Source organism: Campylobacter sp. FOBRC14, assembly GCF_000287855.1.
GTDB lineage: Bacteria > Campylobacterota > Campylobacteria > Campylobacterales > Campylobacteraceae > Campylobacter_A > Campylobacter_A curvus.
The window spans coordinates 315,137-332,395 of the sequence record NZ_ALJJ01000009.1 but is presented as its reverse complement, the minus strand read 5'-3'; the positions used below and the strand labels follow the sequence as shown (position 1 = coordinate 332,395).

Sequence of the window (17,259 nt, the reverse complement as noted above, 5' to 3'; positions counted from 1 at the left end):
TTCATTTAATCTAAAAGAATTATAATTACGCCTTGATTTCAAACTAAAGGCTTTAACATGATGATGACGCACTACATGGAGCTTCTATCGCTCGATCAACCGTGGAATTTGATATTTTATATGGTTATCCCCGTGGGGCTGGCCGAGCTACTGGTGGCTACCGAGTTTTTCACGATGTATAACATAGACGACAAAAATAGCGCGGTGAGAAAGGTAAATAGGCTGATCGGTATAGTTTTGGGCTTTTATTTCACGGCTTTGGTGATTTATTTTATGATAAATATCTATCCTGGCATAAAATGGCGCGGAAGTGCCGATATCATCGCCGTGACTTCATATCTGCTCGGTGTTTTCCCGCTTCTTAGCATCGCGCTTTTAGAGATCGGCGTGATAGGTAAAAATTTAGCTGACAGAGCGAAGCTGAAGCTGCATTTTTGCCTGCTTATAACATTTTTGGTGGTCGGTCACGTCGCGATGATATTTGGTATGGTAGATCCTACGATAACTGGCTGGAAGCCAAGCCAAGGCGAGATGATGCATATGGACCACGAAATGAACATGCAAATGCCTACCATGGATCGTAGTGGCATGGATATGCCAGACCATGATGAAAACAAAACGCACGTCATGGATCATTCGGGTCACGATATGCAGGGCATGAGCGGACACGATCACTCTAAGATGAGTCATTGAGCCTTTGGAATTTGCTCTTTTATCTTGTGATAAAGCTCTAAAATTTCATCTTTTTTGATGATGAAGCTACTTTTGTTGGCGATGAGATGCGCCGAGCTTTGCATTATGGTCTCGGCTATCTTGAGGCCGTTTTGCTTCATCGTAGAGCCAGTCTCCACGACATCGACGATAGCGTCGCTGAGCCCTACTAATGGAGCTAGCTCTATCGAGCCGTAAAGCTTGATGATCTTTAGAGCAGTCGCCTTTTGCGCGAAGTAGTTTCTGGCGATATTTGGCATTTTGGTGGCTATTTTGAGCTCTGGCTGCGTGTAGTCAAGCTCCTCGTCGTTTTTTATACCCACGCAAACGCGACATTTACCTATGTGTAGATCAAGTAAGCGGACCACATCAGGGTGATGCTCCTCAAGCACGTCAAGTCCGACCACACCGACATCAGCCGCACCCTCGGTCACGTAAGTAGGGATATCTTGGTTTCGCACCATCAAAAAGCGGAAATTTCCCTCCTCTAAGATCAGCTTGCGATCCTCGAATAAAAACTCGGAGCCAAAAATTTTCCTAAAAATAGCAAGCGTATCTTCAGCGATCCTGCCCTTTGGTAGAGCTATGGTTATCATTTTAAAATTTCCTTTTTTTGATTGATGAGCTTTTGCATAGCGCGAAATACGAGCATCTTGTCGCATATCGCATTTTTGAAAAATTTCGATAAAAATTCCCCGTCCCCACCAGTGAAATAGACCTTTTTACTGCCGGCGAGCTTTTCTAACAACGTGACGATAGGCTTTAGTATGCCGTAGCTTATCGCATCGACCGTTTTTTGGGGCAGGGCGTCGATATCGATTTGCGAATTTATGGGTAGCTTCAGCCTTGGCGATATACTCTCGTAGGCTTTTAACATGCTCGCGATCCCGGGCAGGATGTATCCGCCAAGATGTATGGAATTTGACATTATATCGACTGTTATCGCGCTACCGGCATCTACGATGACTCCGTCGCTTATGGCGTAGCAGCCGGCGACTCTATCCACTCCAAGCCCCTGATATATCGTATCTAGCTCAAAATGTGGCTCTAGGTCGACGAAAAGTTTATTTTTTTTTAGCTTTTTTAAAATTTCATCGTTCACGCAGATGAAATAAACCGGCTCTTTTGGCTCGTATGCGCTAAACTGCTCCACGCTCATACGCGAAATTTTGCCCTCATCTAAAAACGTCGCGTTCGTGTTGCCGATGTCACACAAAATCATAGCATCTCCAGCCGTTTTGTTTAAGCATTTCAAGCGATTTAGAGCAAATTTCAGAGTTATAAAACAGCACTCTTTTTTTGATGGCGGTTTGAAATTTTTGCTCTATTTTGGCGCAAATTTCATCGATCTCGCGGGCCTCTTTTAGAAGTAGCCTGCTTTTTGCCTCTCTTAAAAAGACTATCTCGTAAAAGCCCTTTGTATCGACGCCCAAGCAGGCACTCAGCGTTCGTCTTTTACAAAATTCGCCAAGATCGACGCTTTTTAGATCTTTTAGTAAAATTTTCCTCGCTTCAAAAAGAGGCCAGATTTTTGGGTTCATTATTCGAATTTTACGAATTCGTCGTCGTAGTAAAACGCCCCTTTACCCATAAAGCTTTTGTCCTCTATCTCGTCGTTTAGTTCGTAAATTTTAGCGTTACCAAGATCAAGATCGGTTTTTATGATGTAGCCCGTTTTTTCCACGATATAAAGCTGATCGCCAAGTGCCGCCGCATCCGAGAAAATGGCGAATTTAAAATTGACCTCGTTTTTTTGTTTTAGTCCAAGGTCGGTCTTGACGATATTGCCGTCTTTTTTGAAGATGTAAATTTCATCGTTGTTTACGAGCACGTTTTTGATCTCGCCGTCGTAATAGACCGTTTGCTGCGGATTGATGACGATGAGTTTTTTAGCGGTCGCGGCTATCATACTGTCGCCTATGACGTCTAAAAATATGATGTTATTGAAAAAATTCTCCGAGCTTACGACGACGTCGCGTAAAATTCTGCCCGTGTCCTTTTGCACGATGTAAATTTTACCGTCAAGCGACGGATAAATGATGAGAGAGCTCATGAAATAAGGTGCTACTACACGCGAATCTACCGCGTAAATTTCAGAGGATTTATACTCCATCAGTGTTTTTGCCTGCACAATATCTATTAGATATATGTGGTTTGCAGCGCTGATGGCGGCCAGTAAATTCCCCTCCATCGACGCCGAGACGATCGCAGTCGGGAATTTGCCCTGATAGACGGTCGCATTGCTACCGTCGGTAACGTTTAGATCGCCGTATATGTCAGCAGAGATCAAAAATTCGCCGTTTTTGTTTAAAAGGCTGAAGTCTTGAGGCAGTTTGACGCTGGTATCAAGTCCGTCTTTTGTTATGATGTTGCCGTTATTCAGCGTCGCGGCGTTTGCATTTGCCGATTTGATATAAGATGGCAGATCTTGGGACAATTTTATCTTGCCGCTTATGGTTTCTGGCTCGAAATATTGCCTTTTCGTGCCGCATCCGCCTAAAATAAGAGCTAAACCCAAAGTTAGTAAAAGCGTAAATTTTTTCATTATTTATTTCCCTGATAGTGTTGTAGATTTTTAACCAAAGTCATGAGCTGCGAATCTAGCGGAATCTTTGCAAATTCAGCATTTGCTTCGCTTATTTTGTTTTGTTTCAGGTATTCAAACCCTTGCAAGAGCGCATCGTATGAAGCTAAAATTTGTGTGCTTTGATCGGTAGTTTGAGAGAGGATTATTTGCTTTACGAGCGGATCGACAGGTAAATTCGCAAGCTCTTTTGCGGCTTTGATGTCGCCTTTTTCAAGTGCGGCCTTAAGCTCGTAAAGCGCGTAAACGGACGGCTCGTTTTGCTTTAAAATTTCAGCCGCTTTGGTATCGTTGGCGTCCATTATCAGCTTTGAGTAGGCCTCATTTGCCGCGACAACCTTGCGGTTATCGATGATCTTGTTCGCATATAGCGCTATGAGCGCGACGACGACGATAACAAGCAAAGCTATGAGAAGCTTTTTGTTTTTGTTAAAAAATCTCTCGCCCTTTATGACGCTCTCTAAAAACTGCTCTTGCGCGCCTATTTCTTTTTTGATCTCGTTTAAGTCCTCTTTGATAGCCAATGCCTAGTCCTTCTTAAAATTTTAGTTCGCAAATTGTAGCATAAATAAATTTAAAGCAGCCCAAAATTAAAGCTTGAATATGATATAATGGCTCAAAATTGATCATAAAAGGTTTTTTATGCAGATTGACGATGCGCTTCTTAGTAAGCTCGAAAAACTCTCCTCTTTAAAGATAAATGACGACAAACGCGAAGAGATCAAAAGACAGTTAAGCGAGATCGTATCTTTTGTAGATGTTTTGAACGAGCTTGATTTAAAGGGTAGCGAGGCCGTAGTGAGCTCTATAAAGGGCGGGACTTTATTAAGAGAGGATAGTCCTATCGCGAGCGACGTGATAGATATTATCTTAAAAAACGCTCCTTCCCAAGAAGGGCACTTTTTCTCGGTTCCTAAAATCATAGAGTGACAAATGGATCTGATACAAACGAACAATAACATAGTCCAAGCACCGCCAAGACCGACAAATACAGACATACAAACATTACTAAAAACCGTTGTTTTCAATAAAGCCAGTGACTTGCATCTTGTCGCAAGATCCGAGCCTCAAATCAGGATCGACGGCACATTGCGTCCTCTCGAGCTTGGAATTTTAAGCGGCAAGGACATAGAGACTTTGTGCTACGCACTGATAACGGACGCTCAAAAAAGCGAGCTTGAAAACAATAAAGAGCTTGACTTTGCGATAGAGCTACCAAGTATCGGACGCTTTCGCGGTAACTACTACTACACTATGAATGGCGATCTGGCGGCCGCATTTCGTATCATACCTATCGAAATTCCATCTCTTGACGAGCTGAAATCTCCTCAGATTTTTAAAGACATCATAAAGCGCGAAAAGGGGCTTATTTTAGTCACCGGACCTACCGGTAGCGGTAAATCGACTACCCTTGCAGCTATGCTAAACGAGATAAATTTAAACTATCGAAAGCATATCATAACGATAGAAGACCCGGTGGAATTCGTCCATAGCAACAAAAAAGCGCTGTTTTCACACAGAAATATCGGCACTGATACGCACTCATACGCTAGAGCGCTTAAATTTTCATTGCGTGAAGACCCCGATATCATCCTGGTGGGCGAGATGAGAGATAAAGAGACGATATCTATCGCGATAACAGCGGCTGAGACCGGACACCTCGTTTTTGGAACTTTGCATACGAATTCCGCTATCCAAACGATAAACAGGATAGTCGATAGCTTTGACGGCAGCGAGCAGCTTCAGGTGCGAAACATGCTCAGCGTCTCGCTAACGGCGGTCATCTCGCAAAGCCTGCTTCCAAAGACCAACGGCGGCAGGTGTGCGATACATGAAATTTTGATCAACAACATGGCCGTTGCAAATTTGATCCGCGAAAACAAGGTGCATCAGATCTACTCTCAGATGCAGCTAAATCAGCAGCAAACTGGCATGTGCACGCAGACGCAGTCTTTGATAAAGGCCATAAGAGGCGGCCTTATAACCGAAGAAAATGCGTTGCGTTATTCGACCAGTCAGCAAGAGCTTTTAAATACTATGGGTGCAGGTGCTTGATATGGATTTTGTAACTTGGTTTGACATAATCGTCATCGCTTTGGTTTTGATACTGGGCATAAAAGGGATCTTAAACGGACTGATAAAAGAGGTCTTTGGGCTCATCGGTCTTATCGGCGGCCTCATAGTGGCGAGCAGGTTTTCTGATGTAGCTGAAAATTTCATAAGCTCGAATATCTATAAATTTGAAAACGCCTCGATGCTTCAGTTTGTCGGATTCATCGGGCTTTGGATAGTCTTTTGGATAATTTGCCTTTTGATAGGTAAATTCCTATCCAAGATCATCGCTCTTAGCGGACTTGGATTTTTAGATAGATTCGGCGGATTTTTAGCCGGAAGCGGTAAAATTTTCCTCACATTTTCGGCCGTGATCGCGGTCGTCGCCGGGACATACCTAAACAAAAACATAGAGCCTTATTTTCAGGGCAGCAAGGTCTATCCTGTGCTACTAGCCACTGGAAAATGGATAACAAATATCGATGTAAAAAGCCTTAAAAACGATATCGACGATATGATGGTGCGACCAAGCGAGTCGAACAAGACCGACGCTTTTATAACTATGGATGCGAATACTACAACAAATACTGATACAAACGTCACAAAAGGAGAGATGAGATGATAGAAAATTTAGAATACGACGCGTTGCTCGAGAAATTCAAAAAGGTGCTTCGCGACAATGGCCTAAAATACACTAAACAGCGTGAAATTTTGCTCAAAACGCTCTACAATAACGGCGAGCATTTCACGCCTGAAAAGCTATATCTTTTCATAAAAGAGACATATCCTGAGCTAAATATCGGTATCGCAACCGTTTATCGCACTCTAAATTTGCTCGAAGAATCCGAGATGGTGACCTCTATCAGTTTTGGCTCGCAGGGCAAAAAATTCGAGCTTGCGACAAAGCCGCACCACGACCATATGATCTGTAGGAAATGCGGCCTCATCATAGAATTTGAAGATCCTATGATAGAAAAACGTCAAATAAGCATCGCAAAAGAGCACGGATTTAAGCTCACGGGACACATGATGCAGCTTTATGGTATATGCGAAGAGTGCAGTAAAAACAATATAAAGGGCAAGTGAAGTGATATTTGACAACCAACTAGAAATCCAAAGGCTTGAAACGGCTGAAAATTTAAGAAAAATGGGCGTAAATCCATACCCGCACTTTCTAAGACGCGATATGGACATAGCAAAATTTAGGCTCAAATTCGCTCACATCATAAACACCGAAGACAAAAAAGCCGAAGGGCAATATGTGAGCCTCGCCGGTCGTATCAAACTCATCAGAGACGCCGGCAAAGCGATATTTGCAAATATCGAGGACGAAAACGGGAATTTACAAATTTATTTTAGCAACAAGACGCTTGATCCGGAGTGGTTTAAGGTCGTAAAGAAAAACATCGAGGTCGGCGACATCGTCTATGTGCGTGGCTATGCTTTCGTCACGAGGACGGGCGAGTTTTCGATGCATGTTAGCGAGCTAAATTTAGCCTCCAAGGCGATCTCGCCTTTGCCTGAGAAATTTCACGGGCTCGTGGATATCGAGACTCGCTACCGACAAAGATACCTCGATCTCATCATGAATCCCGAGGTCAGAAGCGACTTCAAAAAGCGCTCCATCATCATCAGCACCATACGCCGCTTTATCGAAGAGAAGGGCTTTTTAGAGGTCGAGACGCCGATGATGCACCCGATCGCCGGCGGTGCGAACGCAAAGCCGTTTGTCACCTTTCACAACGCCCTTGGTGTCAATAGATACCTTCGTATCGCGCCCGAGCTTTATCTAAAACGCCTCATCGTGGGTGGCTTTGAAGCCGTTTATGACATGAATAGAAATTTTAGAAACGAGGGTATGGATCTAACGCACAATCCCGAATTTACAAGCATAGAATTTTACTGGGCGTATCACACATATCACGATCTAATGGGGCTAACAGAGGAGCTATTTAATGTGCTCATCGACAAGCTTGATCTGCCAAAGGTTATAGAATTTGACGGTATGCAGGTTGATTTTAGCAAGCCGTTTGCGAGGCTAAACTACAAAAAAGCGCTCGTCGAGGTGGGCGGACTAGATCCGCAGATCATCGAGGATAAAGATAAAATTTTAGCCAAGCTTAAAGCGGACGGCTTTGAAGCGAATGCAAAGCTCGATCTTGGGCATTTGCAAGCCGAGCTTTTTGATAACTATGTCGAAGAAAAGCTCATAGATCCGACCTTCATCATCGACTATCCGATCTCGATCAGCCCGCTTTCAAGAAGGAGCGACAAAAACCCTGACATTGCCGAGAGATTTGAGCTGTTTATCGCCGGACGCGAGCTGGCAAACGGCTTTAACGAGCTAAACGACCCGGTCGATCAGTATAACCGCTTCGCCGCGCAGATCGAGGCTAAAAATGCAGGTGATGATGAAGCGCACGAGATGGACGAGGACTACGTCAGAGCCCTTGGATACGCGATGCCACCGACTGCGGGCGAGGGTATCGGCATAGACCGCCTCGTGATGCTATTAACAAATAAAAAATCTATCCGCGACGTGGTGCTTTTCCCTGCGATGCGCCCGCTAAAAAGTGAAATAAAGGAGAATGAAAAATGAGTTTGCAAAGCTACGATAAAGAAATTTTCGATCTGGTAAATTTGGAGCTAAAACGCCAGTGCGACCACCTAGAAATGATAGCGAGTGAGAATTTTACCTACCCAGAGGTCATGGAGGTCATGGGCTCGATCCTAACAAACAAATATGCCGAGGGCTATCCGGGCAAACGCTACTACGGCGGCTGCGAATACGTCGATGGCATCGAGCAGCTAGCCATCGATAGGTGCAAGCAGCTTTTTGGCTGCGAATTTGCAAACGTACAGCCAAATTCGGGCTCGCAGGCGAATCAAGGCGTTTATGGTGCGCTACTAAATCCTGGTGATAAAATTTTGGGCATGGATCTAAGCCACGGCGGACACCTCACGCACGGCGCAAAGGTCAGTAGCTCGGGTAAAATTTACGAGAGCTTTTTTTACGGCGTGGAGCTTGACGGACGTATAAACTACGAGCGCGTCCTAGACATCGCAAAGATTGTGAAGCCAAAGATGATTGTCTGCGGTGCTAGCGCATACACGCGCGAGATAGAATTTGATAAATTTAGAGCCATCGCCGATGAGGTCGGAGCTTTGCTCTTTGCGGACGTGGCGCACATCGCGGGCCTTGTAGTGGCGGGCGAACATCAAAATCCTTTCCCGCACTGCGATGTGGTGAGCTCGACTACGCATAAAACGCTTCGCGGACCACGCGGTGGCATAATCATGACAAACAACGAAGAATACGCTAAAAAGATAAACGCTTCGATATTTCCGGGCATCCAAGGCGGACCGCTCGTGCATGTCATCGCTGCAAAGGCGGTGGGCTTTAAGCACAACCTAAGCCCAGAGTGGAAAATTTACGCAAAGCAGGTCAAGGCAAACGCCAAAAAGCTGGGCGAAATTTTGATCTCTCGCGGGTTTGATCTAGTTAGCGGCGGCACTGATAATCACCTCATTTTGATGAGCTTTTTAAATAGAGAATTTAGCGGAAAAGACGCTGACATCGCACTTGGTAACGCCGGCATCACGGTAAATAAAAACACCGTCCCGGGCGAGAAGCGAAGCCCGTTCGTGACAAGCGGTATCCGCGTAGGTAGTCCCGCACTAACGGCTCGTGGCATGAAAGAAGCGGAATTTGAGATCATCGCAAACAAGATAGCCGACGTGCTAAGCGACATCAATAACGCCGAGCTTCAAAAGAAGATAAAAGCCGAACTGGTCGAGCTTGCGCATAAATTTATCATTTATGATAGAGCGACTTTTTGATGCAAAGCATAGATACTGCGCTCATAAAGATAAACACCAGCCACTACTGGATCAAGCGCGATAATATCGTCAGCAAGATCGAGTATAAGGGCAAGACATTTTTCAATAAATTTGAAAGGATCGACGAACCGCTAAATTATAGCGTCATCAAGGAGCATGAGGAGGGCAAGATCACGGTCGCGCACTCACTCATCTTGCCCGGCGACAAGGTCGAAAACATCGTGTTTGACTACAACGGCAGGACACCGGAGAGGTTTTGGCATAGGGCACAGCTTTTGCTTAGAGAAGAGGGGTATATAAATTTTACGGCGTATGAGAGCAAGACGTCCGGGCATTTGCATCTTTATATCCACAAAGGGCATACGACGCTAAACGAGGCCTACCAGCTGGCAAATATGCTAAGTATGAAGCTCTCTCAGCGTCTAGCCAAAGAGTGGAGGATGTTTCCTACGATGGATATGCCTAAGGAATTTAATATCCTAACCCTGCCATATAAGCTTTACCAAAAGGAGCGTGGCGCTAGTTGGTCAAAATATATGTAAGGAGCGAAAATGGAAAACGAAGAGTTAAAAGATATACTTTTAGATAGAGATGACGAGGCTAAAAACGCGAAGATAAAGAAGCTTTTGATGTTTATCGCCGCGCTTGTCATATTGTTTTTAGTGATCATAGTCGCGATGAAAATTTTAAACTCAAGCTACTCGGCTCAGTCTCAAGCGGACAACGACTCAAGGCTTGCCTTGCCGCCTGTGCCTATCGAACAGCCGGCCTCAAACAATCAATTAGCCTCTCAGGACAACAACTCCGTCGCGCAGCCTCCGCTCACACAAGCGGATGATAAAAAGGGTGACGGTCAGCTATTTGAGCAAGTGCCGATAGTGCCTGAGAATAAACAACAAGACGACTTTGAGGATATGATCAAAAAGCTAAAAGACAAAGAGGGCGGCAAAACTACCACTAAAGCGGACGCGAAAGAGCCGCAACCTACTGCGACGGAAACCAAGCCTAAAGAAGAAAAGCCTGCCGCAGTAGCAAAGCCGGATATCAAGCCACAAGCCGGAGCGGAAGCTAAGCCTAAGGCGCAAGCGGCTAGCGATAAAAAGCCAGCAGAGCAAAAAGCTGAGAAGCCGGCCGCTACAAAGCAAGCCAGCAAGCCTGTCACGGCTGCCGCCGCACCTAAAGGCGCCGCCTCAAAGGGTGCTTACGTTCAGGTCTTTGCAACCGGTAAATTTAATCCAAATGCGGACTATATAAAGAAAATCCAGGCTAAAGGATATAGCTACCATACGCTAAAAGTGGGCGAAGTCACTAAAATTTTAGTCGGACCTTTCGACGATAAAAATTTACAAACGACTTTGAACGATATCCGCAAAGACGTAAATAAGGACGCATTTATCTTTAGGGTAAAATGATGCAAACTTTTGCGGTTTTTGGAAACCCAGTCGAGCACTCTATCTCGCCTAGACTACACAATAAAGCGCTGCAAGATCTCGGTCTTGACGCGCTTTATACCAGGGTTTTGCTGGAGGATGGAAGCAAACTCATATCGAAATTTAGAGCTCTCAAGCTAGACGGCGCGAACGTGACCGTCCCTCATAAAGAATACGCCCTAAAGCTTGCCGATGAGGCATCGCAAATCGCTATGAGATCGGGCTCTGCAAACACTCTAGTTTTAAAAAACGATAAAATTTTAGCCTATAATACCGACGCACCGGGCTTTATGCGCGCCATAGTGCCATTTGGCAAGATAAAAACGGCGCTCATCATAGGCGCAGGAGGTACGGCAAAAGCATTATCTCACGCGCTAAAAGATAACGATACCGAGGTGACTGTCATCAACCGCAGCAAAGAGCGATTAGCCGATTTTGATAAAGAATTCGAGTGCTATTGCTGGGATGATTTTAAAGTAAAAGGCTACGATCTCATCGTAAATTCTACCTCAGCGGGGCTAAGAGACGACTCACTTCCTGCTCCGATCGAAATTTTAGAGCCGGTGATAAAGCAGTCGAATTTCGCCTTTGACGTGATCTATAATCAATCCACCGCCTTTTTAAATCTAGCCCAAGCAAACAATCTTACATGCAAAAATGGCGCGGATATGCTGCTTTTTCAGGCGGTATTGGCGCTAAATTTATTTTATGACTCCAGCCTTGACGAGGCCAAAATAGAAAAATCTATGCGTGAAATTTTTAAGTTGTGATGAGAAAATTCCGACTCGAAGCCGAGTCGGAATAAATTTTACTCTTCGCTCGTTTTGATGTAAGCGTAGTCGGACATTTTTGTCCATTCGCGAGCCATTTTCATGAAGGCTCTTTGAGAGTCTATGATCTCTTTAAATAGAGGATCTTTCGCACTTTCCTCGTCTAGCAGCTCGTTTGTCGCTTTTCTAAGTGCGGCCATTACTTCAGGTGGGAAAGACTTCACCTCAATATCGGGGTATTCGCTCTTCATCTTGGCCCAATACTGCGTATTCACGAAAAAGACCTTCGTATTTACCATCTGCGCTACATCGGCCGCTGCGGACTCGAATATCGCTTGCAAATCGGCCGGCAGTTTCTCGTAAGCCTTTTTATTTACGAAAAATTGTACCTCACCGGTCGGCTCTTGCCAGCCTGTGTAGTAGTATTTTGCGACCCTGTGAAAGCCAAGTGCCATATCGTATGCCGGGCTTACCCATTCGACCGCGTCTATCGTGCCCATCTCAAGAGCCATATATAGCTCGCCGGTCGATATAGTGTTGATATTTGCGCCAAGCTTTGCGTAAATTTCACCGCCAAAGCCTGGGATCCTTATTTTCAAGCCCTTAAGGTCATCGACGGTTTTTATCTCTTTTTTGAACCAGCCACCCATTTGAGTACCGGTGTTGCCGGCTCTAAAAATTTTGATATTATACGGATCAAACACCTTCGCCTCAAGCTCTTTGCCGCCGCCAAATTCATACCATGCAGTCTGCTCGGCAGTATTCATCATAAAAGGCGTCGCTGTAAAAAACATCATCTTTGCGTCTTTGCCCTTGTAATAATAGCTAGTCGTGTATCCGATGTCGTATTGACCGCTCTTTGTAAAGTCAAGCAGCGCGAAAGGCGATTTGTGTTTTGACGGGTAGTCTATCCTGATCTCGATACGCCCGTTACTCATCTTTTCGACGCGATCCTTTAGCTCCTTTGGCACTTCGCCAAGCACCGGCATCGTGCTCTCCCATGAGCTAGCTAGTTTTAGCTTATAAACTTTACCGTCCGCGCCCATAGCAAGCGACGCACACGCGAGCAACCCAAGCGATGCCACCAGAAATTTGTTCATTTTCTCTCCTTTAAAATTTGGGCTATTATAGCCAAAATTTAACGTCCTTGCGCCCAAAATATCAAAATTTCAACATATTCGTATCAAAATCCCCTCAAAATGACAACGCTTCAAAATGTGCTATAATCCACGAAATTTTAAGCTCAAAAAAGGAGCAAAGATGGTAAAAAAGACAAAAATAGTAGCCACTCTAGGGCCTGCCAGCGACGATGAAGAGACGATGGAGCGCATGGTAAAGGCCGGAGTGAATGTATTTCGCCTAAATTTCAGCCACGGCACTCACGAATATCATAAATCAAACATCGATAAGATCCGCAACATCGAAAAGAGACTAAATGTGCGTATCGGCATACTCCAAGACATCTGTGGCCCAAAGATCAGGATAGGTGCGCTCGAAGCTCCTTTCGAGCTAAAAACCGGCGATAGGCTCGATGTCTATGCCAAAAATATCACCGGCGCCAAAGTCGCACCGGGCCACTACACCGCCTGCATCAACCAGCCTCAAATTTTGCCGCTTTTAAAAGAGGGCGAGCACATCTATCTTTATGACGGCTCGATACGCGCTAAGATCGTAGAGGCTGAGGAGGAGATGGTAAAGGCGCAGATACAAAACGATGGCGTTTTAAACTCGAACAAAGGCGTAAATTTCCCAAATACGGCCCTGGGTATCGAGATCATCACGCAAAAAGATAAAGAGGATATGAAATTTGGCGCCAAAGAGGGGGTAAATTTCGTCGCTATCAGCTTTGTGCAAAACGCAAACGACGTTATAAAGGCAAAAAATATCCTAAAAGAGCTTGGCTCGCGCGCAAGCGTGCTTTCAAAGATAGAGAAATTTGACGCGGTCGAGAACATCGACGAGATAATCAAGCAAAGTGACGGCGTGATGGTCGCTCGCGGTGACCTTGGCATAGAGGTGCCGTTTTACAGAGTGCCGACTATCCAAAAGCTGATCATCAAAAAGGCCAACGCCGCAAGCAAGCCCGTGATCACGGCGACACAGATGATGCTTAGCATGGCTGAGCACGAGACCGCGACTAGAGCCGAGATAAGCGACGTGGCAAATGCCGTGTTAGACGGTACTGACGCTGTGATGCTAAGTGAGGAGAGTGCCATCGGCAAAAATCCTGTCGCAGTCGTGGAGGCGATGAGTAAGACGATCGTGCAGACGCAAGGCATCTATCCTTACAACAAATTTGACGAATTTGAATTTTTTGACGAGACCGACATGGTCGCATCGAGCGCAGCCAGCCTAGCCGTGCGTATAAAGGCGGATGCGTTTTTGGCTATCACGGGATCGGGAAAATCAGCCATCAAGCTAGCTAGAAACCGCACAAACATCGATATAATCGCTATCGCGCACGATGAGCAGACGGCACACTCGCTGACACTGGCATGGGGCGTCACGCCTGCACTCGTGATCGAAAAAACTAGGCTCAACATCCTGCTTGCAAATGTCGTGAAAGAGGCCTTTGACGCAGGATTTGTCAAGCACGATAAGACCTATCTCATCACGGCGGGATATCCGACCGGAGTCGAGGGCAGCACGAATCTCATTAGGATTTTAAGGCACGATCAGCTTGAATATTATCTAAACGCCGCACTTGCTTAAGATGGCTTTGGTGGGAAATTTGGCTGATTATCGTGGCGAAATTTAGGCTAGATACCTGCTTAGAGATTTTTTGTATTCGCGTGCTTCTTTGCTGTCTTTCAAAAGATATTTTTCAAGTGCTGCACTGATGAGCCTTCGCGGTTCGTTTGGCGGCTCGGTTTGCGAGTGCTTGCGGATCCTATCCGTAAAGCCCGCAGCTTTTTGGATGTTTGCCGTGTGCCTTAGCGAGAAATTTAGGCTTTGCGTCTTTAAATTTAAAATTTCACTCATACATTTTCTTGGCCCTGTGATAAATTTCGCGCTTTTTAGCTCCTCTAAACTTCGCACCAAGATCCCACCGCTACTCTCAAGCGAGCTCTCAAACGATATATCAAAGCCAAAATTATGAAAAAATATCTCGCCTGCTTGCGAGACTCTTTTGAACGTATTTTTGTCGCTCCTGGTAAAATAAGCCTCTATCTCGGCAAAGACAAATTCTTTACCAGACACCACAAAAACGTAGTTTTGAAGTAAATTCAGCATGAAATTTTCTATCTCTTTTTGAGAGGCCAAGCGAGTATCTAAATTTGAAAAGCACTCTTTTAAATTTTCATCGCCTAGCATTTTAAGCCTTAGTGCGGCTCTCAAGTGCTTTTAAAAGCGAGAGCATATCGACATTTTCGAGGCTGACCCCGGTAGGTACGCCTTGGGCGATCTTGCTAAATTTCAGCTCACTCATGCCAAGCTTATCCTCGACGTAAAGCATCAAGGCGTCAGTGTTAAGGCCCGGCGTAAAGGCAAATATGATCTCGGTGGCTTTATTTAGCTCGATCATGCTTTTTAGCCTATTTATAGCGCCATCATCTATCTCGTCAAGCACGAAATAAAGCCCTTCGTAGATCCCGTTTTGCTCGAAGACCAAGATATCTCTAGGGCTTTCGACGATGGCTATCATGCTTTTATCTCGCGCTTCGTCGGCGCAAATGTCGCAAATTTCATTTTCGCTAAGCCCGCCACATCTCTCGCAGCGCTTTATAAACCTGGCCGCATCCTCGATGCACTGAGCCAGTCTGAGCCCCGCGAAGCTGTCTTGCATGCTTACAAAGTAGGCGAATCTGGCGGCTGATTTTTTACCTACGCCAGGAAGCTTGCCAAAAGCATCGACTAGCTCGTTAAATTTCTCTAGACCTTTTTTCATGATTTAGCCAGCTTTTTTTGAGCGTGCAGACTGATCTTAAAGCAGTGATAGCCACCGTCATACTCGTATAAAAGATCAAATTTTTGCATTTGGCAAATCTGCTCGATGATGTATAGTCCAAGTCCCATGCCGCTGCCGACGGTGGTCTTCTCGCCTCTAACGAAGGCTTGCTTGTAGTAATCTATCGGATGTTCGAGCCTTTTGCCTAAATTTTTAATGACGATGAAGTCGCTGTCGCAAACCAAGATCGCTTTTTTATCGTCGGCGTATTTTAGGGCGTTGTCTATCAAATTTTTGATCGCGAGGCTAAATAGCTGAAAATCCACTCGCAAAAGCACATCGTCCTTTATATCGCAGGTCACACGCTCCTCGAAGCGATCTAACATCAGCATGTCTTGGACCTGCTCTAAAATGAGCGAAAAGTGGCACTCCTGGTAGTTTAGCGCGTAGCTTTTAGATAGTAGTTGCTCGACCTTGCTAAATTCGTTTATCAACATCTCGAGTCGCTCGAAAACGTTTATGAGACGCATCTTTTGCGTATCGTTCGCGACCATCTCGGAGACTATGCGACCCTTGCCGATAGGGGTTTTCAGCTCGTGCATGATAGCTCTTAAAAAGAGCTGTCTGGAGCGTATGAGATCGCGGATCTTGCAAACTGCGTTGTCAAATTCCATCGCGACTTGCCCGATCTCGTCTTGCACGTTTTCGCTTGATTTGGTAGTGATGACGACGTCCAGGTTGCCACCGGCAAATTTCCTGATGTCTTTGCTGAGTTTCCTAAGCGGCAAGAGACTTTTTAACACCGAAACGTAAAGCGAGATGAGTAGTGCCGATACGATCAAAAACGCGACCCACAGCGGGTCGTTCACATGCCTAGCTTCGTTGCTTTCAAGCAGCAACTGAAACGAGGGATTTTTTATGAGCAAGTAAAGATCGTCCTTGTAGTTCATCGACTGCACTATCCCAAGGGGCGTGTGCTTGGTGAAGATCGGGCTGCCGCTGTTTGCGACCGAGGTGGCTAAATTTTTATTTCCGACGTATTCAAGACCGAAATTTTTAAAGTAGTGTTCCAAATCTCTTGGGGGATTGGCTCTTTCGTAAAGTGCCAAAAGATAGTTCATCGCGCTTAGTTGTTTGTCGCGTAGCTTTTCTAACGCGCTTTCTCGCTGTATGTTTGCAAACGTTACGAAAAGCAAACACATCAGTGAGAACGCCATCGCAAATATGATAGTGATCTTGGTTGTGATGGAGTATTTCATCCGATGAGTTTATATCCTATACCTCTTACGGAAAATATATGTTTTGGCGCTTTTGAGCTGTCGCCGATTTTTGTGCGCAGACGTCCGATGATGACATCAAGGCTTTTTGAGTCCTTGTCTTTTAGGCTCTTGCAGTTATAGACCAGCTGCTCGCGAGATACCGAAAAGCTGTGCTGTTTGATGAGATATGTCAAAATTTCATACTCTGCAGGAGTGAGCGTCAAGGACTCGTTGTTAAAGTAAATTTCATGACGTTTCTCATCTATCCTAAAGACGCTGTCTACGACCTCTTCTTGCACTTCGTTGGTCTTTTTATAGCGGCGTATAAGGCTCGTGATACGCGCATACATCTCTTTTGGATCGTATGGCTTTGGTAGATAATCATCCGCTCCTAGCTGAAGCCCTACGACCTTGTCGCTGATATCGGAGCGTGCAGAGCTGATGATGATAGGGATGTCGTATTTTTGGCGGATCTCTTTACAAACCTCAAGCCCGTCGATGCCAGGGAGAGTGAGGTCTAGTATCAGTAGATCGAAATTTTTGATACCTGCGCTTAGTCCTAAATAAGGGTCTTCAAAATTTGTTACTTTTATATTAAAGCTATCGAGATATTCAGCCAGAATTTGAGCGAATTCTGGGTCGTCTTCTATCATTAAAACGTTAATCATAATGTATCCTTTATTGTTTGATTAGGCTGTGATTATACGCTAAAATGTTAAATTTT

General features: G+C 45.1%; 21 protein-coding genes. 11 read left to right on the top strand and 10 right to left on the bottom strand.

Annotated features, from left to right (window positions below; genetic code table 11):
* The first annotated feature begins 57 nt into the window (after window positions 1–57).
* Window positions 58–693, top strand: coding sequence for a DUF6803 family protein (locus HMPREF1139_RS04995; protein ID WP_009650060.1), 636 nt, complete (start codon window positions 58–60; stop codon window positions 691–693).
* Here the strand turns inward: HMPREF1139_RS04995 and hisG are convergent.
* Genes hisG through HMPREF1139_RS04970 form a run of 5 tightly spaced genes read right to left on the bottom strand, consistent with a single transcriptional unit; the run spans window position 687 to window position 3,819 of the window.
* Window positions 687–1,307: an ATP phosphoribosyltransferase gene (hisG, locus tag HMPREF1139_RS04990; RefSeq protein ID WP_009649945.1), complete on the bottom strand. Its 621-nt coding sequence runs from the start codon at window positions 1,305–1,307 to the stop codon at window positions 687–689. The two genes, HMPREF1139_RS04995 and hisG, sit on opposite strands and share 7 nt — an antisense overlap.
* On the bottom strand, window positions 1,304–1,933 hold the full coding sequence (locus tag HMPREF1139_RS04985) for a type III pantothenate kinase (RefSeq protein ID WP_009650046.1): 630 nt from the start codon (window positions 1,931–1,933) through the stop codon (window positions 1,304–1,306). Before HMPREF1139_RS04985 ends, hisG begins: the two co-directional genes overlap by 4 nt.
* Window positions 1,920–2,252, bottom strand: coding sequence for a hypothetical protein (locus HMPREF1139_RS04980; protein WP_009650179.1), 333 nt, complete (start codon window positions 2,250–2,252; stop codon window positions 1,920–1,922). Before HMPREF1139_RS04980 ends, HMPREF1139_RS04985 begins: the two co-directional genes overlap by 14 nt.
* Window positions 2,252–3,256: an L-seryl-tRNA selenium transferase gene (locus HMPREF1139_RS04975; protein WP_009650043.1), complete on the bottom strand. Its 1,005-nt coding sequence runs from the start codon at window positions 3,254–3,256 to the stop codon at window positions 2,252–2,254. The genes HMPREF1139_RS04980 and HMPREF1139_RS04975 overlap by 1 nt, the downstream gene beginning before the upstream one ends.
* On the bottom strand, window positions 3,256–3,819 hold the full coding sequence (locus HMPREF1139_RS04970) for a hypothetical protein (protein WP_009650253.1): 564 nt from the start codon (window positions 3,817–3,819) through the stop codon (window positions 3,256–3,258). Before HMPREF1139_RS04970 ends, HMPREF1139_RS04975 begins: the two co-directional genes overlap by 1 nt.
* A 118-nt stretch (window positions 3,820–3,937) precedes the next feature.
* Here HMPREF1139_RS04970 and gatC point away from each other — a divergent pair, with 118 nt between their 5' ends.
* Genes gatC through HMPREF1139_RS04925 form a run of 9 tightly spaced genes read left to right on the top strand, consistent with a single transcriptional unit; the run spans window position 3,938 to window position 11,387 of the window.
* A complete protein-coding gene (gatC, locus tag HMPREF1139_RS04965) occupies window positions 3,938–4,225 on the top strand; it encodes an Asp-tRNA(Asn)/Glu-tRNA(Gln) amidotransferase subunit GatC (RefSeq protein ID WP_009650004.1) in 288 nt (95 codons plus the stop codon).
* Between the two features lie 3 nt (window positions 4,226–4,228).
* On the top strand, window positions 4,229–5,350 hold the full coding sequence (locus HMPREF1139_RS04960) for a type IV pilus twitching motility protein PilT (RefSeq protein ID WP_009650097.1): 1,122 nt from the start codon (window positions 4,229–4,231) through the stop codon (window positions 5,348–5,350).
* Between the two features lies 1 nt (window position 5,351).
* Window positions 5,352–5,969, top strand: coding sequence for a CvpA family protein (locus tag HMPREF1139_RS04955; protein WP_009650144.1), 618 nt, complete (start codon window positions 5,352–5,354; stop codon window positions 5,967–5,969).
* Complete coding sequence (locus HMPREF1139_RS04950; protein ID WP_009650275.1) at window positions 5,966–6,433, top strand: Fur family transcriptional regulator; 468 nt, start codon at window positions 5,966–5,968, stop codon at window positions 6,431–6,433. Before HMPREF1139_RS04955 ends, HMPREF1139_RS04950 begins: the two co-directional genes overlap by 4 nt.
* Before the next feature lie 4 nt (window positions 6,434–6,437).
* The gene (gene lysS, locus HMPREF1139_RS04945; protein ID WP_232209603.1) at window positions 6,438–7,946 is read left to right on the top strand and encodes a lysine--tRNA ligase; all 1,509 of its coding nucleotides are present in this window, start codon (window positions 6,438–6,440) and stop codon (window positions 7,944–7,946) included.
* A complete protein-coding gene (locus HMPREF1139_RS04940) occupies window positions 7,943–9,187 on the top strand; it encodes a serine hydroxymethyltransferase (RefSeq protein ID WP_009650362.1) in 1,245 nt (414 codons plus the stop codon). Before lysS ends, HMPREF1139_RS04940 begins: the two co-directional genes overlap by 4 nt.
* On the top strand, window positions 9,187–9,729 hold the full coding sequence (locus tag HMPREF1139_RS04935) for a DUF1882 domain-containing protein (RefSeq protein ID WP_009650298.1): 543 nt from the start codon (window positions 9,187–9,189) through the stop codon (window positions 9,727–9,729). Before HMPREF1139_RS04940 ends, HMPREF1139_RS04935 begins: the two co-directional genes overlap by 1 nt.
* Window positions 9,730–9,738: 9 nt before the next feature.
* On the top strand, window positions 9,739–10,599 hold the full coding sequence (locus tag HMPREF1139_RS04930) for an SPOR domain-containing protein (RefSeq protein ID WP_009650062.1): 861 nt from the start codon (window positions 9,739–9,741) through the stop codon (window positions 10,597–10,599).
* Window positions 10,596–11,387, top strand: a complete 792-nt coding sequence (locus HMPREF1139_RS04925) for a shikimate dehydrogenase (protein WP_009650183.1) — start codon at window positions 10,596–10,598, stop codon at window positions 11,385–11,387. Before HMPREF1139_RS04930 ends, HMPREF1139_RS04925 begins: the two co-directional genes overlap by 4 nt.
* A gap of 38 nt (window positions 11,388–11,425) precedes the next feature.
* On the opposite strand, the gene HMPREF1139_RS04920 is transcribed toward HMPREF1139_RS04925, so the two are convergent.
* The gene (locus HMPREF1139_RS04920; RefSeq protein ID WP_009650261.1) at window positions 11,426–12,487 is read right to left on the bottom strand and encodes a TRAP transporter substrate-binding protein; all 1,062 of its coding nucleotides are present in this window, start codon (window positions 12,485–12,487) and stop codon (window positions 11,426–11,428) included.
* A gap of 160 nt (window positions 12,488–12,647) precedes the next feature.
* Here HMPREF1139_RS04920 and pyk point away from each other — a divergent pair, with 160 nt between their 5' ends.
* Entirely contained in the window at window positions 12,648–14,099 is a 1,452-nt protein-coding gene (gene pyk / locus HMPREF1139_RS04915; protein WP_009649954.1) for a pyruvate kinase, read from the top strand.
* A gap of 42 nt (window positions 14,100–14,141) precedes the next feature.
* Here pyk and HMPREF1139_RS04910 read toward each other — a convergent pair whose 3' ends face one another.
* The 4 genes from HMPREF1139_RS04910 to HMPREF1139_RS04895 are packed head-to-tail and all read right to left on the bottom strand — an operon-like array spanning window position 14,142 to window position 17,203.
* Window positions 14,142–14,702 carry a hypothetical protein gene (locus HMPREF1139_RS04910; RefSeq protein WP_009650254.1) on the bottom strand — a complete coding sequence of 187 codons (561 nt, stop codon included), beginning with the start codon at window positions 14,700–14,702 and terminating at the stop codon, window positions 14,142–14,144.
* A gap of 1 nt (window position 14,703) precedes the next feature.
* Window positions 14,704–15,276: a recombination mediator RecR gene (gene recR / locus HMPREF1139_RS04905; RefSeq protein WP_009650118.1), complete on the bottom strand. Its 573-nt coding sequence runs from the start codon at window positions 15,274–15,276 to the stop codon at window positions 14,704–14,706.
* Complete coding sequence (locus HMPREF1139_RS04900) at window positions 15,273–16,535, bottom strand: ArsS family sensor histidine kinase (RefSeq protein ID WP_009650054.1); 1,263 nt, start codon at window positions 16,533–16,535, stop codon at window positions 15,273–15,275. Before HMPREF1139_RS04900 ends, recR begins: the two co-directional genes overlap by 4 nt.
* Window positions 16,532–17,203 (bottom strand): response regulator transcription factor, encoded by a 672-nt coding sequence (locus HMPREF1139_RS04895; RefSeq protein WP_009650363.1) that lies wholly within the window; start codon window positions 17,201–17,203, stop codon window positions 16,532–16,534. Before HMPREF1139_RS04895 ends, HMPREF1139_RS04900 begins: the two co-directional genes overlap by 4 nt.
* Window positions 17,204–17,259: the final 56 nt, after the last annotated feature.